This window comes from Actomonas aquatica (assembly GCF_019679435.2).
Lineage (GTDB): Bacteria > Verrucomicrobiota > Verrucomicrobiia > Opitutales > Opitutaceae > Actomonas > Actomonas aquatica.
Genome location: NZ_CP139781.1, coordinates 4,668,931 through 4,683,865, shown reverse-complemented (window position 1 = coordinate 4,683,865; position 14,935 = coordinate 4,668,931). Strand labels below are relative to the sequence as shown.

The 14,935-nt window shown below is 62.8% G+C and carries 14 protein-coding genes; 7 read left to right on the top strand and 7 right to left on the bottom strand.

Annotated elements, in window-relative coordinates; genetic code table 11:
• Positions 1–50: 50 nt before the first annotated feature.
• The 3 genes from K1X11_RS17975 to K1X11_RS17965 form a co-directional block, all read right to left on the bottom strand.
• Positions 51–641, bottom strand: a complete 591-nt coding sequence (locus tag K1X11_RS17975) for a superoxide dismutase family protein (protein ID WP_221030542.1) — start codon at positions 639–641, stop codon at positions 51–53.
• A 98-nt stretch (positions 642–739) separates the two neighbouring features.
• Positions 740–1,456, bottom strand: a complete 717-nt coding sequence (locus tag K1X11_RS17970; RefSeq protein ID WP_324726170.1) for a TonB family protein — start codon at positions 1,454–1,456, stop codon at positions 740–742.
• Positions 1,457–1,502: 46 nt separating this feature from the next.
• The gene (locus tag K1X11_RS17965; RefSeq protein WP_221030540.1) at positions 1,503–2,351 is read right to left on the bottom strand and encodes a M48 family metallopeptidase; all 849 of its coding nucleotides are present in this window, start codon (positions 2,349–2,351) and stop codon (positions 1,503–1,505) included.
• 296 nt (positions 2,352–2,647) lie between these two features.
• Between K1X11_RS17965 and K1X11_RS17960 the strand changes: the two genes are divergently transcribed.
• From K1X11_RS17960 to K1X11_RS17945, 4 genes are read left to right on the top strand one after another with little or no spacing between them, the layout of a single operon-like run.
• Positions 2,648–4,321, top strand: coding sequence for a tetratricopeptide repeat protein (locus tag K1X11_RS17960; RefSeq protein WP_221030539.1), 1,674 nt, complete (start codon positions 2,648–2,650; stop codon positions 4,319–4,321).
• A 55-nt stretch (positions 4,322–4,376) separates the two neighbouring features.
• Positions 4,377–5,231: a hypothetical protein gene (locus K1X11_RS17955; RefSeq protein ID WP_221030538.1), complete on the top strand. Its 855-nt coding sequence runs from the start codon at positions 4,377–4,379 to the stop codon at positions 5,229–5,231.
• A 23-nt stretch (positions 5,232–5,254) separates the two neighbouring features.
• Positions 5,255–6,418 carry a hypothetical protein gene (locus tag K1X11_RS17950; protein ID WP_221030537.1) on the top strand — a complete coding sequence of 388 codons (1,164 nt, stop codon included), beginning with the start codon at positions 5,255–5,257 and terminating at the stop codon, positions 6,416–6,418.
• A gap of 2 nt (positions 6,419–6,420) precedes the next feature.
• Positions 6,421–6,972, top strand: coding sequence for a GNAT family N-acetyltransferase (locus K1X11_RS17945; protein ID WP_221030536.1), 552 nt, complete (start codon positions 6,421–6,423; stop codon positions 6,970–6,972).
• Here K1X11_RS17945 and K1X11_RS17940 read toward each other — a convergent pair.
• The 4 genes from K1X11_RS17940 to K1X11_RS17925 form a co-directional block, all read right to left on the bottom strand.
• Entirely contained in the window at positions 6,969–7,979 is a 1,011-nt protein-coding gene (locus tag K1X11_RS17940) for a vWA domain-containing protein (protein ID WP_221030535.1), read from the bottom strand. The genes K1X11_RS17945 and K1X11_RS17940 overlap by 4 nt on opposite strands.
• Before the next feature lie 7 nt (positions 7,980–7,986).
• A complete protein-coding gene (locus K1X11_RS17935; RefSeq protein ID WP_221030534.1) occupies positions 7,987–9,051 on the bottom strand; it encodes a hypothetical protein in 1,065 nt (354 codons plus the stop codon).
• Between the two features lie 30 nt (positions 9,052–9,081).
• Entirely contained in the window at positions 9,082–10,542 is a 1,461-nt protein-coding gene (locus K1X11_RS17930; protein WP_221030533.1) for a hypothetical protein, read from the bottom strand.
• A gap of 75 nt (positions 10,543–10,617) precedes the next feature.
• The gene (locus tag K1X11_RS17925) at positions 10,618–11,478 is read right to left on the bottom strand and encodes a MotA/TolQ/ExbB proton channel family protein (RefSeq protein ID WP_221030532.1); all 861 of its coding nucleotides are present in this window, start codon (positions 11,476–11,478) and stop codon (positions 10,618–10,620) included.
• Positions 11,479–11,668: 190 nt separating this feature from the next.
• Here K1X11_RS17925 and K1X11_RS17920 point away from each other — a divergent pair, with 190 nt between their 5' ends.
• From K1X11_RS17920 to K1X11_RS17910, 3 genes are all read left to right on the top strand, one after another.
• Positions 11,669–12,229 (top strand): glycine zipper domain-containing protein, encoded by a 561-nt coding sequence (locus tag K1X11_RS17920; protein ID WP_221030531.1) that lies wholly within the window; start codon positions 11,669–11,671, stop codon positions 12,227–12,229.
• A gap of 112 nt (positions 12,230–12,341) precedes the next feature.
• Entirely contained in the window at positions 12,342–13,076 is a 735-nt protein-coding gene (locus K1X11_RS17915; RefSeq protein ID WP_221030530.1) for a hypothetical protein, read from the top strand.
• A gap of 147 nt (positions 13,077–13,223) precedes the next feature.
• Positions 13,224–14,879 carry a Na/Pi cotransporter family protein gene (locus tag K1X11_RS17910; protein WP_221030529.1) on the top strand — a complete coding sequence of 552 codons (1,656 nt, stop codon included), beginning with the start codon at positions 13,224–13,226 and terminating at the stop codon, positions 14,877–14,879.
• The last annotated feature ends 56 nt before the right edge of the window (positions 14,880–14,935 follow it).

Here is a 14,935-nt window from a genome sequence, read left to right as displayed (position 1 = left end):
CGTCGAGCGACGAACGCGTTTCTCAAACCAGCGAAGAGTGGTGCGACGTTTTACGGCGTGCCGATGATGCCGATCACGCCACCCGCCACGCGACCGCCAGCGTTGCCCGTGGGCTGGCTCTTGAGGTCGTCTTCGTCCGCGTGCACGATGACACCGCGGCCGATGATGGAGTGCTCGCCGGCGAGGGCCAATTTGTGGTCCACAAAATCCGCCGTCGCATGGCCGGACGCATCGGCCGTGAGGTTACCAAGGTCACCCACGTGACGCATCATGGCATCGGGACCGGAGTGATCGTGACCGGTCGGATTGAAGTGACCGCCGGTCGAGGTGAGGTTGGCCGCGGAAAGGTCACCCTTCTGATGCACGTGGAAACCGTGCTTGCCCGGCGTGAGGCCCTTCACGTCGGCCACGACACGCACGCCATCCTTGGTCTGTTCAAAGGTGACCGTGCCGGAGACGCCGGAATCATTACCTTCGATGAGCACGGCGATCGCCTTGTAGCCGATGGGAGCCATCGTCGCGGCGTCGTGGTGACCGTGGCCGTGATCGTCGGCGAGCGCCACGGAACCCGTGGCGAGGGAGAGCACGGCGCCGGCGGCGAGCGCCCGCAGAGAGAGGGAAGAGGAACGAAATAACTTCATGATAGGTTGGGTGTTCAAACGCGACCAACCTAACCAGCTACCTGACCGCGTCTACCCCACCGGGCCGATTTTGCGGCAGATCGACCCACTCAAATAGCTCAGTTCTTGGGCGTATTCACCGCCTGCTCCCACTGCTGCTGCTTCTTCTCGTCGAAGTGGTAGGAGACTGCCATTTCGACCGGAATCGCTTCGCCGGTCTCGGGATCCAAGTGCGGGGAAAAGTCGAGGCTCACGGTCGCGGCCAGCGCGGAGGCGATGAAGTAAGGGTCGTCGCCCACCACGATCTCGGGATTCACCACGTCGCCGTGTTCATCGATCACAAAACTCACCACCACTTCGCCGCGTTTGCCGGTGCCGGTGAGTTGCGGCGGGTAATACGGCTCGATCCAGTCACTCGGCTCCGGCCACACGCCAAGGTCATCGGCGTTCACCGGCGGATTTGCTTCCATCTTTTTGAACACGTTGCGGCCGGCCCACTTGCTCAGCGGGTCGGCCTGCTTGACCACAAACATGACCGGCATGCGCACCTGTTGATCGACCGGCGTGCCATTGCGGCGGGCCGGCGCAAAACGCCAACGCGGCAATACCGCTTTCACCGCTTCGCCAAACTCCTTGTGGGTCGCGTAACTGATCTCCGGGTTCTTCGCCACGCCGTAACGGTCGACGAGAAAATGCACGTCCACCTGCCCCTCCACCCCAGCATCCCGCAGCTCCGGCGGGTATTGCGGCTCGACGGGTCGAGTCAGTCGCGGCGGCTCCGAGTTGCCGCGATCCGCCGCGCTTGCTTCCGCGGAGGCAAGCCCCAGCGCCAACACGCCGGCCAAAGCCCAGCACGCTGCACGGCGCCCCCATATCGCTCGTTTATTGGATGATGATGGGAGTGGTCGAATCGCCGCCGGATTCATAAATTTTGATAGCTGCTGGAAGGAGTTCGTTGATGCGGATTTGCCGTTCGGGGAAGCCCGGATGGTTGGCCAGCCAGCCCGGAGGACCTTTCACGCCCTGGGCAGCCAGATTTTCTTCCATCCGAATAAGCAAATTCAGGGCCTCCCGCGGATCATATCCGGCGCGAGCCATGTAATTGAGCCCGATCTCGTCGGCCTCCAATTCCTTGCCGCGGTCAAACGCCGCCTGCGTGACGGACTGCACGCCCGAACCGGCCGCGCGCCCCACACTCGGCATGGAGACCCCCACCCCGCCGATGCCGATGCCCACGCCCACATTGGTCGCAGCGTTCAGGGGAGAGAGCAGCATGTTTTGGGAAAACCGCTCGTGGGTGTGTTTCGCCGCCACGTGGGCGATTTCGTGCGCGATCACCGAGGCGAGTTGATCCTCGTTTTCACAAAAATCGATGAGCCCGGAGAACACACCCACTTTGCCGCCCGGCAGCGCGAACGCATTGATCATGTTGGGCGACTCGAAGACCACGAACTCCCAGTCGGCCAACGGCACATCCCAGAACACCGTTTGCGAGAGCCGCGAACCGATCTGCTGCACCACCCGAATCTGCGCCTGGTTGCGCGACAGTCGGTGCATGCGCTTCATCTGCTCCCACTCCACGAGCGACTTCTCCTTCACGTCCTGCTCGTCCACCATCGCCACCGCTTTGCGCCCCGTGACCGGGACATTGTAGCAGCCCGAAGCCGTCAGCAGCACAGCGGCTAGAGAAAAACAGCTCAGCATCTGGGGTGAGAGGCGAAGTCGGGACATGGTAGTCGGTCCAAGAAAAAGGTTGAAGGTCGCGAGAGGGTAAAAACAGCCAGTTGAAGGCTCTCACTGACCCAAACCGCCAAAACAATGTTCCACTGCCCCTAAATTGGCAAGGCACCCGCTGTAATTCCCGCCATGACTCCTCGCATCCTGGCCGACTGCACATCCAAACCGTCCGCATCCTTGAGAAATCGAGCGGATCGCTCTTTCTTCATATTTCTTCAGGTCGACTGAACAAATACCCCACTCCGTAGTCCTAAAGCTGCTTAACGCTTTCCCCACCCTCCCACTACGCCATGTCCGACAAACCAAACCCAAAGCACCGGGTCATTGATTGGAATCCAGCCGCCCATCAGGGCGCGGCGCAGGCCGACACTTCGGGCCGCACCAAACTCTTCGCCGCCATCGCCGTCATCGCCGTGCTCGTGGCGGCCGCGGCGGTGTTTTACTCCGTCCGCCAGAACCAGCAGCCCCTCAACCCCGACGGCACCGCCATCGCCGAGGTGGAACGTGAACCCGCCTACATCAGTCGCGGGCGCGCCGAGCTCGCCTACGAATCGGCCAAAGAAAACCTCGCCGGCGTCCGCCGCCTGCCCGCCAACCACCCCAACCTGGTGCAGGAGATCACTTTGATCGAGAAGGCCTTCACGAGCGCCGAAAGCCTCATTCAAGATGAGCGCTACGCCGAGGCCTCCACCGCGCTCGAAGCCGTCATCTCTCAGATGGAGGCGTTTACCGAGACCGTCGAGATGCAGAAGAACGCCAACAAGCGTTACGACGATCTCTACAGCCGGCTCCGCACCGCCGAGCGCGTGAAGCAATTTGACCCGACCGCTTACGACCAGGCTTACGCCGCCATCGGCGAAGGTCGTCTCCTGCTCGAGCAAGGCTCCTTCCGCGCCGCGTGGGGCGCCTTCGACCGCGCCGAATCCACCCTCGAAGATTTCGAGACCCGCAAATCCACCTTTGTCGCCGACAGCATCCGCGCCGGCCAAAAAGCCCTGACCGATGGCGACCGCGCCGCAGCCGACTCCTCCTTCCGCGCCGCCCTCACTTACGACAGCGCCAACGAAACCGCTCTCCGCGGACTCGACCGCGCCGAGACCATCGAACAGGTGCACGCGCTGCTCACTCAGGCCGCCACCGCCGAAGAGGTGGCCGACTTCGACACCGCCATCGCCGCCTACGAAGAAGCGTTCGAGCTCGACCAGTATTCCACCGTCGCCCAACAGGGTGCCGCCCGCGCCAAGGCCGACCAGAAGGAAGCCCAGTTCAACGGCTTCGTCGCCGCCGCCGAAGCCGCCGCCGAGGACGAAAAGTGGGACGAGGTCATCACCCACTACGAAGAGGCGCTCGAAGTTTACCCGAAACGCGAAGACATCACCGAGGCGCTCGAAAACGCCCGCGTCCAGCATCACGACGCCCAAGTCTTCGACACCCTCGCCGAGGCCTACGACCTCGAGCGTGACTATAATTGGGACGCCGCCCGCGAGGCCTACGAGCGACTTCTTGATCTCGAACCCGACCACGAGGAAGCCATCGAAGGCCTCATCCGCGTCGGCAAAACCGTGCGCGCCAAACTCGAATACGAGAAACTCATCGAGCTCACGCAGCAGCTCGTCGACATCGCCGATTTTCAAGCCGCCATCCGCCGCTTCAACGAGGCCATGGCCAGCAAGCCCGGCTACATGGAAATCACCCCGGACGTGCAACGCATCCGGGAGACGCTGGAAACCAACAGCAAGCCAGTCAGCCTCACCTTCCTCTCCGACAACCGCACGTGGGTGAGTATCACCAACTTCCGCATGCTCGGAAAGATCCGCGAAGAGACCGTCGCTCTGCCGCCCGGTGACTACGAGGTCGTCGGGCGCCGGAAAAACTACCGCGACGTCGTGCTCACCCTCCGCGTGCGCCCACAGATGTCGACCAATCAGGTCTCGGTCGTCTGCAACGTGCGCGCCGACTCCTGAGGCGCGTCGCGTTTCAACTTCCATCCATCTCCCCATCACCCCACTCTCTTTCACCATGAGCCCGCTCAAGCCCCCCCCGCGCTGCGCGGCCCTGATTGTTGCGGCGGGCCTGCTCGGGTCGGCCTCAGCGCTGGCCCAGACGCAACTCCCCGCCTTACGCACCGGCGCCGACTCCGCCAATCGCAACGTCAACGGCCCCATCCCCGACGTCAGCATTTTCGATGGCTCCGCCTACCCGCCCGAGGAACGCCCGGAGCAGGGCCTCATCGCACCGTTTGAGATGCCCGGCCAGCAACAGCCCTCCACCCAAAACGTGCCGGGTCCCGGCGAACAACAGGGCGGCGGCGGCCAAGGCATGGGCGGCGATTCGCCGATGGATGGCATGGGCGGTCCCCAAGTCAGCATGTCCGGCCCCCAAATGCCCGGCATCCCCGGCATGCCTTCCATGGGTGGCGGTGGCGCCGGCGGCATTCCCGGCCTGCCCCAGCTTCCACAAATGGGCGGAGGCTCCGGCAGCGGTTCTCTGCCCTCCCTGCCCACCCTCGACATGGGTGATCGCGGCAAGGAAGGCCAACAAGGCCAAGGTGGCGGAGGTCCGCAGGGTGAACAATCCGGCGAGCAGGGCCAACAAGGTCCCGGTGGCATGGCCGGCACGCCCTCCGACCAACAAGCCCCGACTCTCGCCGGTCGCCAGGGTCGCCAACTCCAGAAACCCGGCGCCGTGCAAATCGGTGACGAAGGCGCCAAACTCGCCACCGCTGATATTCCGGTCGTCGACGCCAATCGCGCCGTCGACGGCACCCAACAGGGTGAGGACCGCATGGCGGTGAAGTCCGCCGGCGGTGGCAACCAGACCGCCAACCGCAGCTCAGGCACCGAGCGCGGCGTCGACATCCCGTCCAATCTCTAACCCCTCCCCTGCCTCTCCGCCCCATGAACCGCGCCCATCGCCTGCTTACCCTCCTCAGTCTCGGCGCCGCGCTCGCCCTGCCCTCGGTGCTGCGCGCCTACACCATGGTGTTGCCCACTTCCGCCATCGAGGCCGCCTGGGAGCTCACCGCGGAGGAGTTTAAACAAGAATTTCCCGGCATCGATTACACCAACCAGAGTCTGTCCGACGAGGGTTGGTATGTGCGCTATCGTCACGAAAACCTCACCTACTTCTTCGGCCCGGTGCAGGAGGAAATCGAGGTGCGTGAGCACGAAAACCGCATGCACGAGCTGCGCAATACGCTGGTCATGAAAAACGCCGCGCTCGGCAGCAGCATCGTCGATGTCGTGTATTACACCTACGACCCACGCATGGTCCCGCCCGGCATGGGTGGTCAGGGCGGCATGGGTGGCCAAGGCATGGTCGTAAACGGCGGCCCGGAAGGCGCCGATGGCACCGGCGGCCAGTCGGACCGCGGCGACGGCATGGGCGACAACCCCAATGGCGTCGATCCCTACGGCAACGCCCAAGAACTCGCCCAACTCACCTCCATGGGCCAAGGCCAGCAGGGCCAGGGTCAGGGCCAAATGCCCGGCATGCCGAGCATGGTCGTAAACGGTGGCCAGCAGGGTCAGCAACAAGGCGGCCAGCAGGGTCAGCAACAAGGCGGCCAGCAGGGTCAACAAGGCTCCCAATCCGGCCAACAGGGTCAGATGGGACAGCAGGGCCAGGGCTCTCAAGGCCAGCAGGGCTCGCTCGCTCAACTCGGCCAGATGGGTCAGCAACAGGGCAGCCAGGGTCAACAGTCTGGCAGCCAGGGCCAGGGCCAGTCGCAATCCTCCTCCTCTTCCCAGTCGCAGTCACAAAGCGGCCAAGGACAAGGTCAGGGCCAACCGCAACTCGCGCAGCTCAACCCCATGCCGGGCCAACCGTCCAACAGCATGGGCTCGCCGTCCTCGAGCAATAGCAGCAGCTCGTCTTCGTCCTCATCGTCCTCGTCCTCCTCATCGAGCAGTTCCTCGAGTTCGTCGTCGTCCTCTTCCTCTTCGTCCTCGTCGAGCAGCTCCTCCAGCAGCTCGAGCTCCAGTTCGAGCCAGCAGTCCAAGCCCGGCAGCAGCATTGATGTAGTGGAAATGTTGCGACGCCTACTCGGTCTCGGCGGCTGAGCATGCTGCCGCTCACCACCGAACGCCTGCACCTGCGCCGCCTGCGCGCCGACGAAGCGACCTTCGTTCACGCCTGCCGCAACCTGCCCGCGGTCGCCCGTTATCAGAGCTGGGTGCCGGACACGGTTGACGAAGTGGCCACCTTCATCGCGACCCTGCAGGATGCTCCCGTGCTCCTGCCCGGCCGCTGGTTCCAACTCGCCATCGCTCGCCGCAGCGACGACACCTGCCTCGGCGACATCGCCCTGTCGCTCGACGCACAGGATCCGACCGTCGCCGAGTTTGGCATCGCGCTGCACCCCGACCATCAGGGCGCCGGCCTCGCGCGCGAAGCCATGGCCGCGTTGATCGCACACGTCTTTGCGCACTCGTCCGTGCGCCGGTGGCGTGCCTCGGTCGACCCGCGCAACACCGCGTCGATCCGGCTCTGCACCGCACTCGGCTTTCACCGCCACGCTCTCATTCCGCGCGCGTTTGAGATCCGCGGCGAATGGGTGGACGACGCGGTCTACTTCCTCGATCGGCCCCAAACCGACGAGCAGAATAAAGACTAGCGTTCGTTGCGCACCGCGATGAATGCGCCGTCGTGGCGGAAGGCGACCTCACGCATGAGGTTCGCATACTTCATGCCGGTATGGGAGCCCAAGAGGGGATAGCCCAACACCGTTGGAAAACCCACCGCGTTGATCGATACGTGACGGCGGCCGTCCTCCTTGCGCGGATTGATCTGTTCGAGCCGTTGCAACACCGGCTCGGCTTTGCCGGTGAACTCGTCGCCGAACACAAAGACCGCCATGCGCATGTCCTCGTTGTCCGGTTGGTAGAGCGACCGGATCGCGCGGAAGATGCCCGGCACCGGATTGGAGTTGCTGAAATAGGCGTAGCTCGCGAGCACCCGCAGCGCGCCTTCGCGAGTCGCAGGATCATCCGTGAGCCAGATGCCCGGCGTGCCCGGCAGCATAAAACGACCGTCGGCATCGAGGAACTGCACGCCTTTGATCTCCGGATAACTGTCGAGGACGTTGCGGATCTTCTCCACCGCGGCCGCATGCAGGTTTTCCGTCGCCGTGTCACGCATACTGCCGGAGGTATCAAAGACAAAAGCGATGTAGTTGCTCTCCACCGGCAGGCCTACCGGCAGGTTGATGTCGGGCAGGTTCATCTCGACCTCGAGCTCCTTCTGCATCGAAGCGATCTCGGTCTTCTCTTTTTCGAGCTCGACCATCTTGGCTTCCTGTCCGGCTTCGAGTTGGGCCAACTGCAGGGCCAACTCGTCGACCATGGACCGTAGCTGCGTATTGCGGCGCTCGGCCTGCTCGGCCTTGTCTTCGGCAATCTCGGCCCGGCGGGAAATTTCCACCTCCTGCGCATCAAGCTGCTCCAGCCGCGAGAGTCGTTGTTGGGTCACCTCCTGCAGCCGATCACGCAGCGATTGGATCATCTGGTTGGCCGAGCCCATCGTGATGACAAACAGCAGCACGATCGCTCCGAAACCGCAGCAGATGCAGTCGAGGAAGGAGAGGCCGAAGTCGGCACTGTCACGTTTGTTGCGTGCTCTCATGCTCGGTTCAGATGTCGGGCCACGACGGCGCGGGGCTCACCAAGGCGCCCTTGGTTTTGTCGGCCAGTTGCCAGAACAGGAAGGGAGAGGCCGGGTCGCCTTCCAGCGGATAAAGGATGGTGTTCACCGGAATATCCGGCGCGGCCGCGCGCTGAGCCGCCTGGAAAAAACGCACACGGTCTTCATCGGTCACAAACTCCCCGGATCCGTAGGAATCGCTCTGTGTCGGCAGACCGTCCGTGAGCAGCACCAGCGCATCCGGCACCTGCGACAGACCGCGGATTTCGGTGAAGGCGCGCTCCAGATTGGCACCACCCTCTGGCACCACTTCGCCGAGAGCGTCCAGCACCTCACGAATCGTGTCGCCGTCGCTGCGCGAGATCCAATCGATCGAATAACTGTCGATCAGCGGCTTGGTCTCTTCGGCAAAGGTCATCACTTGGAAAGCCGATCCCTCCGGCAGCGACGAGATGAGCCAGCGAATCGAGTTCACCACGCGCTGCCATTTCTTCGACTCGCGCTTTTCGTCGTCGGTCTTCGCCTGCATGGCGATGGCTTCCTCGACGGTGTCGCCCACCATCGAGCCGGACGCGCGCACGAGGAACAGGATGTATTCGCCCTCAAGTTGGAAGCCGGTGAGATACTGCCGCCGCTTGACGTTGGGGATGGGCACCGGGTCGGGCTTTTCCGCCGTGGCCAGCGTCTCCTTTTCGGCGAGCAACTCCTCCAGCTCCTTCTGCAGCTCACTCTCGCTGTCCATCAACTTGGCGAGCGTTTTTTCCAACTCGGACAGCTCCTCCATCGTGACCGTGTTGCGCGTCTCCAAATCTTCGCGACGACGTTCGTTCTCCTGAAAATCGATGGTGAGTTCCTCGATACGGTCCGACTTGCTCTTCACGTCGAACTCGAAGCGACCGACCATCTCCTGGATCTTGGCCACCTGCTGCTCCTGCGCATTGCGTTGCTTGCCCGCCACCAACACGAACAACAGCAACACCCCGCCGAACCCGCAGCAGATGCAGTCCAGGAACGAGAGGCTGAAGATCGGAGTGGAGCGACGCTTACGCGGCATGGTTCGTTTTCAAAGCGGGCGCGAGCATCCTCAGAGCGCACCCGGGCGGCGTTCGGCCGCGATGATCATTTCAACTTCCTGGTCGTTGGCGCGCAGTTTGATGCGATCCCCCGTGCCCACGCGGATGGGCGGCACGCCCGTCGTCGGGGCTTCGAGGTGCCACTCCCCGGCTTCGCGGTTGAGGCGCACATCCACTTCGCCGAGTCGGCCCAGCGCCTGCACGGCCAGCTCGCCGTCGGGTCCGCGGTGCAAGGTGTTCGGCAGGGCAAAGAGCGAATAGGCCGAGCCGTCGACCACCAGGTGACTCGGCGCCAGCGCCGGCATCGGATAAGGCGACGCCAGATGCAAAATTTCCAAGCCGTCTCCGCCCGCCGCACCACCGCGCGCGAGCGCCACTTCGTTGATCACCGGCACCTCCGTAACGTCGGCACAGGGCGATAACTCCGCCGCAAATCGCGCCGCGCCTCGCGCCGCCGCACCCACCTTGAGCTGGGTGATGTGTTTGAAGCCGCGTTGACCGAAGGCGTCGTCGAGCCCCGGCAACAACCGCCCGCGTGAGCTGATCACCACGGTGACGTCCTTCGGCGTAAGCGAAGCATCGCGCAGAAACTTCACCGCCGCTTCCGCCCAACCCTGTTCGAGCGGAGCGAGATCGCGCAGCAGCGCCTCGCGTGGGAACGCCGCCTGGTGCACCCGCGTCGCAGTCGAGATCGAATACCGCACATCGGCGCCGCCACTTGCCGCCAGCAACTGCTCACGCGTCTGGTCGTAGAAAGCCTGCTCCAACTCGCGCTGCGCGGTCACGTCAAAGGCGGTCGCTTTGAGGAAGCGATTCCCCATCGTGCGCAAAAGGCCCTGCATGAGCGGAATGTAACCTAGCCGCGGTAAACGCAGGTGACGTCGGCGGAGCATCTTGCCCTCACCATCGGTCGACAGCAGCGACATCGCGGCGGAGTGCAGGTGCAAATCGAGGTAAAGCAGACGCCCGCTGGAAAGTCCGGCGGTGGATTCCACATCGTTGAGCGAAGAAATGGACAAGCCGCTGATGCTCGTCAACGGCATCCCCAGATCCCGCGCCATCGCGAGGATCATGCCCATGCCCGGATTGTCGCCGCCGGACTCGCCCATCAATTGCCCGGGCATCGCCAGCGCCACGCGCTCCGGCTGCCCCACCCGCTCCACCACTTCGCGCCAGAATTCGCTCAGGAACGCGTAGGCAAGTTCTGAATACGCCGGCACTCGCGGTGGCCCCTGCAGGTCCGACGGAGCCAGGGAAAGGTGTTCCCAAAACACATGGCTGGTCGCCCGCGGATGCAACCGGGATTGGGCTTCGGCAGCGCGCCCGAAGACCAGCTTGCTCCCATCCCAAGCGGCAAAAGCCGGCCACAATCCGTCGAGCTCGTTGACGGCGGTTTCCGCCGTGCCATCGACGGAAACCGTCGCGGCGTTAAATCCAAAATCCGAAAACTCTATGCCACAAGCGAAGGCCATGATGGTGCGGGGTGGGTTGGGTGGAGAAAGAAATGACTGGTGGGGCGATGAGCAGCCGGCGCGCCCCGCGCCGCATCAGACGAAGGTTTCGTCCAGTTCGTCGCGTTCCGGCACCTTCATCAGATCGACGATCTTGCGCCGGCAATACTCCTGAAAGTCCTGGATGAGATGCTCCTGGCGCGACTGCAGCAGGTGCAGGACAAACATCAGAAAAATGCTCAACACCAACGCCACGAGCGTCGAGTTGAAGGCCAGACCCAGCGAGTTGGTCACGCCGGAGAGGTCGTTGCTGCGCAATACTTCGTCGGCCTGCGCCAAAGCGTCACCGATACCACGCACCGTGCCGATGAAGCCCACCGAGGGAATCGCCCAGGCGATGTAGCGCACCAACGATAGATCCGAATCGAGCTCGTCGGCCGCCAGCTGCGATTGCTCCTGCACCGCCCCGGCCGCATCCTGAATGGAGCGCGTCGCATGGAAACGCTGCAGCGCCGAGAGCACAAACTGCGGCAGGAGTTTCGACGCCAGACTTCGCTCCTGCTCAAACAACGCGTGCACCTCCTTCGAGTGATCCAAGGCGTCGTCGGGCAGGATGCGTTGCCCCACCTCCAGACTAACGAAATCACGGTCCAACATCTTCTGCTCCCGCGACACCACCCAGAGCTTATGCATCAACAGAATCGTGGCCCAAACCATGAGTGTCAGGCACGCCTGCTGCTCATAGTCCTTCAAGATGACCACAAAATTACGTTGTGAACTCTGCGCGTCCTCATCGCCGCGCTGGGCCAAGATCCGACGAGTGATTTCTGCCTCTTGGGCCTGCGGGCGGATGTATTGGCTATACAACATCCAAATGCCGATGACGGCGATCAACAGACCAACACTTTGAACAATAAACGCTTGGGTGAAAAATCCGCGCGAGCGAGTTGGGGTCATGGAGGTATAAGAGTGTGAAGGTGGTTAAATGTGCCGAGAAAAGTTCAAAAAGTCTTTGTGAACATTTGAGCGAAGCAGGGTGTCGGACAACGTTTCGCCACTCGGCCTTGCGTCACCCTTTCACCCTACTATCGTCCTAACACCCCCAATGGCTACCGGCATTGTTCCGAATTTCAACCGTCACTCCCGCATGAGGTCTGCAATCGCCACTGTTTCCCTGCTTTCCGTCACCCTTCTCGCTGGCTGCCAAGTCACGCCCTCCAAAACCACCAAAGGCGCCACCACCGGTGCCGTCGCCGGCGGTGTCACCGGTGCCGTGATCGGCCACCAATCCGGCGCCACCGGCCAAGGCGCCGCCCTCGGCGGTGCAGCGGGTGCCGTCATCGGCGGCATCGTCGGCGCTGTTCAGGAAGCCAAGGAACGCGGCCAACAGGACCGCCTCGCCCAGGAACGCGCCTACCAGCAGGAAGTCGCCCGCCGCCGTCAGGAAGAAGCCCGCCTCAAGGAACAACTCGAAGAGGAACTGGCCATCGCCCAAGGCTTCCGCATCACCGACGCCGAACTCGACGACGCCCAACGCCGCGCCGACGAAACCAGTTCCCGCCTCGCCGAACTGAAGGCCGAGCGCGAATGGGCCCTCAACCGCAAGAAGACCCTCGACGAAACCGAGTCCAAGATCGCCGCCGAGGAAGCTGAAATCGCCCGCCTCGAAGCCGAATTGGCCGAGCTTCGTGGTGAAACCGGCCCGTAATACGCCGTGATTGCCTGCGGAACTCGCCCCGCCCATCTGTGTCATTGCCCCTTTAGCCCTACCCCTCCCCACCGCTCTTAACTCCGCTTCCCCCTCGTCCTCTCTTTCCATCATGGCCACCGCGTCCCTTCCCTCTCGACTCACGCGCCTGTTGTTGGTCAGTGCCGGCCTCCTGCTCCTCGCCGGCTGCCAGACCAGCAGCAACTACGACGTTAAGATCAACGCCATCGCCAACCAAGAGAAGCCATCCGGGACGTCCTACCGCATCGTCACCAAGAACGGCGGCGACCCCCGCACCGACCTGCGCACCAAGGAAGCCGTCGACTACGTCAAAGCTGCCCTCTCCGGCCGCGGCATGTATGAGGCCCCCTCGCCCGAGAACGCCGAGATGGTGGTCGAGGTCGATTACGACGTCGAACCGCCCCGCGTTGAATTTGAGACCCGCCAAGTGCCCGTCTTCGCCCGCATCGAGGGCGGCGTGCGCTCCATGATTGTCCCCGCCCGCGATCCCACCACCGGCCGCGTGGTTTATCGCCGCATCTCCGTGCTCGATCCGCCCTCTCAGGAACTCATGGGCTTCGAGGAAAAGACCGTGCCGGTCACCGTTTACGAAAAGTATTTGCGCGTCTCCGCCCGCGAAAACGTCTCCAGCGGCGACGACGCTCCGCCCGAGCAGCTCTGGAGCGTCTACGTCTCCAACGAAGCCGAGGACGACGACATCCGCTCCGCCCTGCCCGTGCTCGCCTCCGTCGTGGTCGACTACATCGGCGTCACCACCGAGAAGGACCAACAGGTGAAAGTGAACTCCGAGGATGAAGAAGTCGCCTTCATCAAACGCGGCCTCTGAGACCAGCTACGCCTCCCACTTACCGAACCGGCCCCAAACAGGGCCGGTTTTTTGTTTTTCCCTCCCCGAGCCCTTGCATTTGACCGACAAGGGCATTGCCCCTCGGCCCGCAATCACCCCACGCTCCGACATCCACGTCCCCTCAACATGATCGGCACCCTCTTCGAAATCCTAGGCTCCTTGGGCATGTTCCTCTTCGGCATGAAAGTCATGTCGGAGGCCCTGCAGAAACTCTCCGGCGAAAAACTCCGCGCCATCATGCGCACCATGACGGGCAATCGCTTCGCCGGCGTCGGCAGCGGTTTCCTCGTCACCTGCCTGGTGCAATCTTCCTCCGCCTCGACCGTGATGATGGTGAGCTTCGTCAACGCCGGTCTGCTCACCGTCGTCGAAGCCATCGGCATGATCATGGGGGCCAACCTCGGCACCACCACGACCTTCTGGATCGTCTCTTTTCTCGGCTTCAAATTCAGCCTCTCCAGCATCGCCCTGCCCATCATCGGCGTGGCCATGCCGCTTATCTTCTCGCGCAAGTCCACCCTGCGCGACACCGGCGAATTCCTGATCGGTTTTGGCATCCTCTTCCTCGGCCTGATGTTCCTCAAGGACGCCGTGCCCGACATTCGCAACAACCCCGATCAGGTCGCCTTCATCCAAAACTTCACCGGCCGCGGCCTGCTCTCCGTCCTGTTCTTCTTCGCCTTCGGCACCGTGCTGACGATTGTCGTGCAGTCCTCCTCCGCCGCCGGCGCCATCACGATCACCGCCGCCGCCAACGGCTGGATCGATTTCCCCACCGCCGCCGCCATCATTCTCGGCGAAAACGTGGGCACCACCATCACCGCCAACCTCGCCGCGATGGGCGCCAACACCAACGCCAAACGCGCCGCCTTTGCTCACTTCATCTTCAATATCGTAGGCGTGATCTGGGCCATCATCTTTTTCGTGCCCCTCACCCGTCTTACCGACTACCTCGTGCCGGGCGACGCCCTCAACCCAACCGCCATCCCCTTCCACATGGCGGCCTTCCACTCCGGCTTTAACATCCTCAACACCGCCCTGCTCATCGGATTTGTGCCCCTGCTCGGCAAGATCGTGACCCGCGTCATCAAGGACCGCAAAGCCACCAGCGACCACGTCAAATACGAGAACACCTTCCTCCCGCAAACAGGTGAGCTCAACCTCGCCGAGGCTGAGGAAGACGTGCAGAAGATGAACAAACTCACCCATGACCTCGTGTCCGGCTTCGTGGAACTCTACCAGAGCCCCACCGAGAAGATGGGTGATCGCGTCAAAGCCCTCAAACAGCTCGAAAAGGACTCCGACCGCATGGCGATCGAGACGACCGACTACCTGCTGCGCTGTTCCGCCGGCAGCGTCTCCGACGCCTCTCGCGCCAAGATTTCCTCCATGCTCCGCGTTATCGCCGAACTCGAAGACATGTGCGACCGCGGCTACCGTCTCGTTCTCCTCGCCGAACGCCGCTACCGCAAAAAGCGCGAACTGCCCGCCGAGACCATGAACCAGGTCCGCCAGTTCGGCGAAATCGTGCTGCGCTTCGTCGACTTCACTTCCACCTGCCTCAAACGCGGCGTGCAGGCGGCCGACATGGAGACCGCCTACCAGTTGGAAAACTTCATCGACCAGTTCCGCAAAAACCTGCGCAAGGAATCCATCGCCCGCATGCGCACCAGCGGTGACCTCGTGAAGGCCGAGATGCTCTACATCGATATCCTCAACAACATGGAGGCCATCGGTAACCACTCCCTCAACATCCTCCAGGCCCTCCGCCACCACGACTGAGCGTAAGAATCGAGCGAACGCCCCTTCCGCCCTCTTTATCTTTCCACTTTCTCTTT

Bases quoted from the DNA above. Each gene is read 5' to 3' on its own strand.
- K1X11_RS17920 (WP_221030531.1), top strand. From the start codon at position 11,669: ATGAGGTCTGCAATCGCCACTGTTTCCCTGCTTTCCGTCACCCTTCTC.
- K1X11_RS17915 (WP_221030530.1), top strand. From the start codon at position 12,342: ATGGCCACCGCGTCCCTTCCCTCTCGACTCACGCGCCTGTTGTTGGTC.
- K1X11_RS17935 (WP_221030534.1), bottom strand. From the start codon at position 9,051: ATGCCGCGTAAGCGTCGCTCCACTCCGATCTTCAGCCTCTCGTTCCTG.
- K1X11_RS17930 (WP_221030533.1), bottom strand. From the start codon at position 10,542: ATGGCCTTCGCTTGTGGCATAGAGTTTTCGGATTTTGGATTTAACGCC.
- K1X11_RS17955 (WP_221030538.1), top strand. From the start codon at position 4,377: ATGAGCCCGCTCAAGCCCCCCCCGCGCTGCGCGGCCCTGATTGTTGCG.
- K1X11_RS17950 (WP_221030537.1), top strand. From the start codon at position 5,255: ATGAACCGCGCCCATCGCCTGCTTACCCTCCTCAGTCTCGGCGCCGCG.
- K1X11_RS17960 (WP_221030539.1), top strand. From the start codon at position 2,648: ATGTCCGACAAACCAAACCCAAAGCACCGGGTCATTGATTGGAATCCA.
- K1X11_RS17925 (WP_221030532.1), bottom strand. From the start codon at position 11,478: ATGACCCCAACTCGCTCGCGCGGATTTTTCACCCAAGCGTTTATTGTT.
- K1X11_RS17940 (WP_221030535.1), bottom strand. From the start codon at position 7,979: ATGAGAGCACGCAACAAACGTGACAGTGCCGACTTCGGCCTCTCCTTC.
- K1X11_RS17965 (WP_221030540.1), bottom strand. From the start codon at position 2,351: ATGTCCCGACTTCGCCTCTCACCCCAGATGCTGAGCTGTTTTTCTCTA.
- K1X11_RS17945 (WP_221030536.1), top strand. From the start codon at position 6,421: ATGCTGCCGCTCACCACCGAACGCCTGCACCTGCGCCGCCTGCGCGCC.
- K1X11_RS17910 (WP_221030529.1), top strand. From the start codon at position 13,224: ATGATCGGCACCCTCTTCGAAATCCTAGGCTCCTTGGGCATGTTCCTC.
- K1X11_RS17975 (WP_221030542.1), bottom strand. From the start codon at position 641: ATGAAGTTATTTCGTTCCTCTTCCCTCTCTCTGCGGGCGCTCGCCGCC.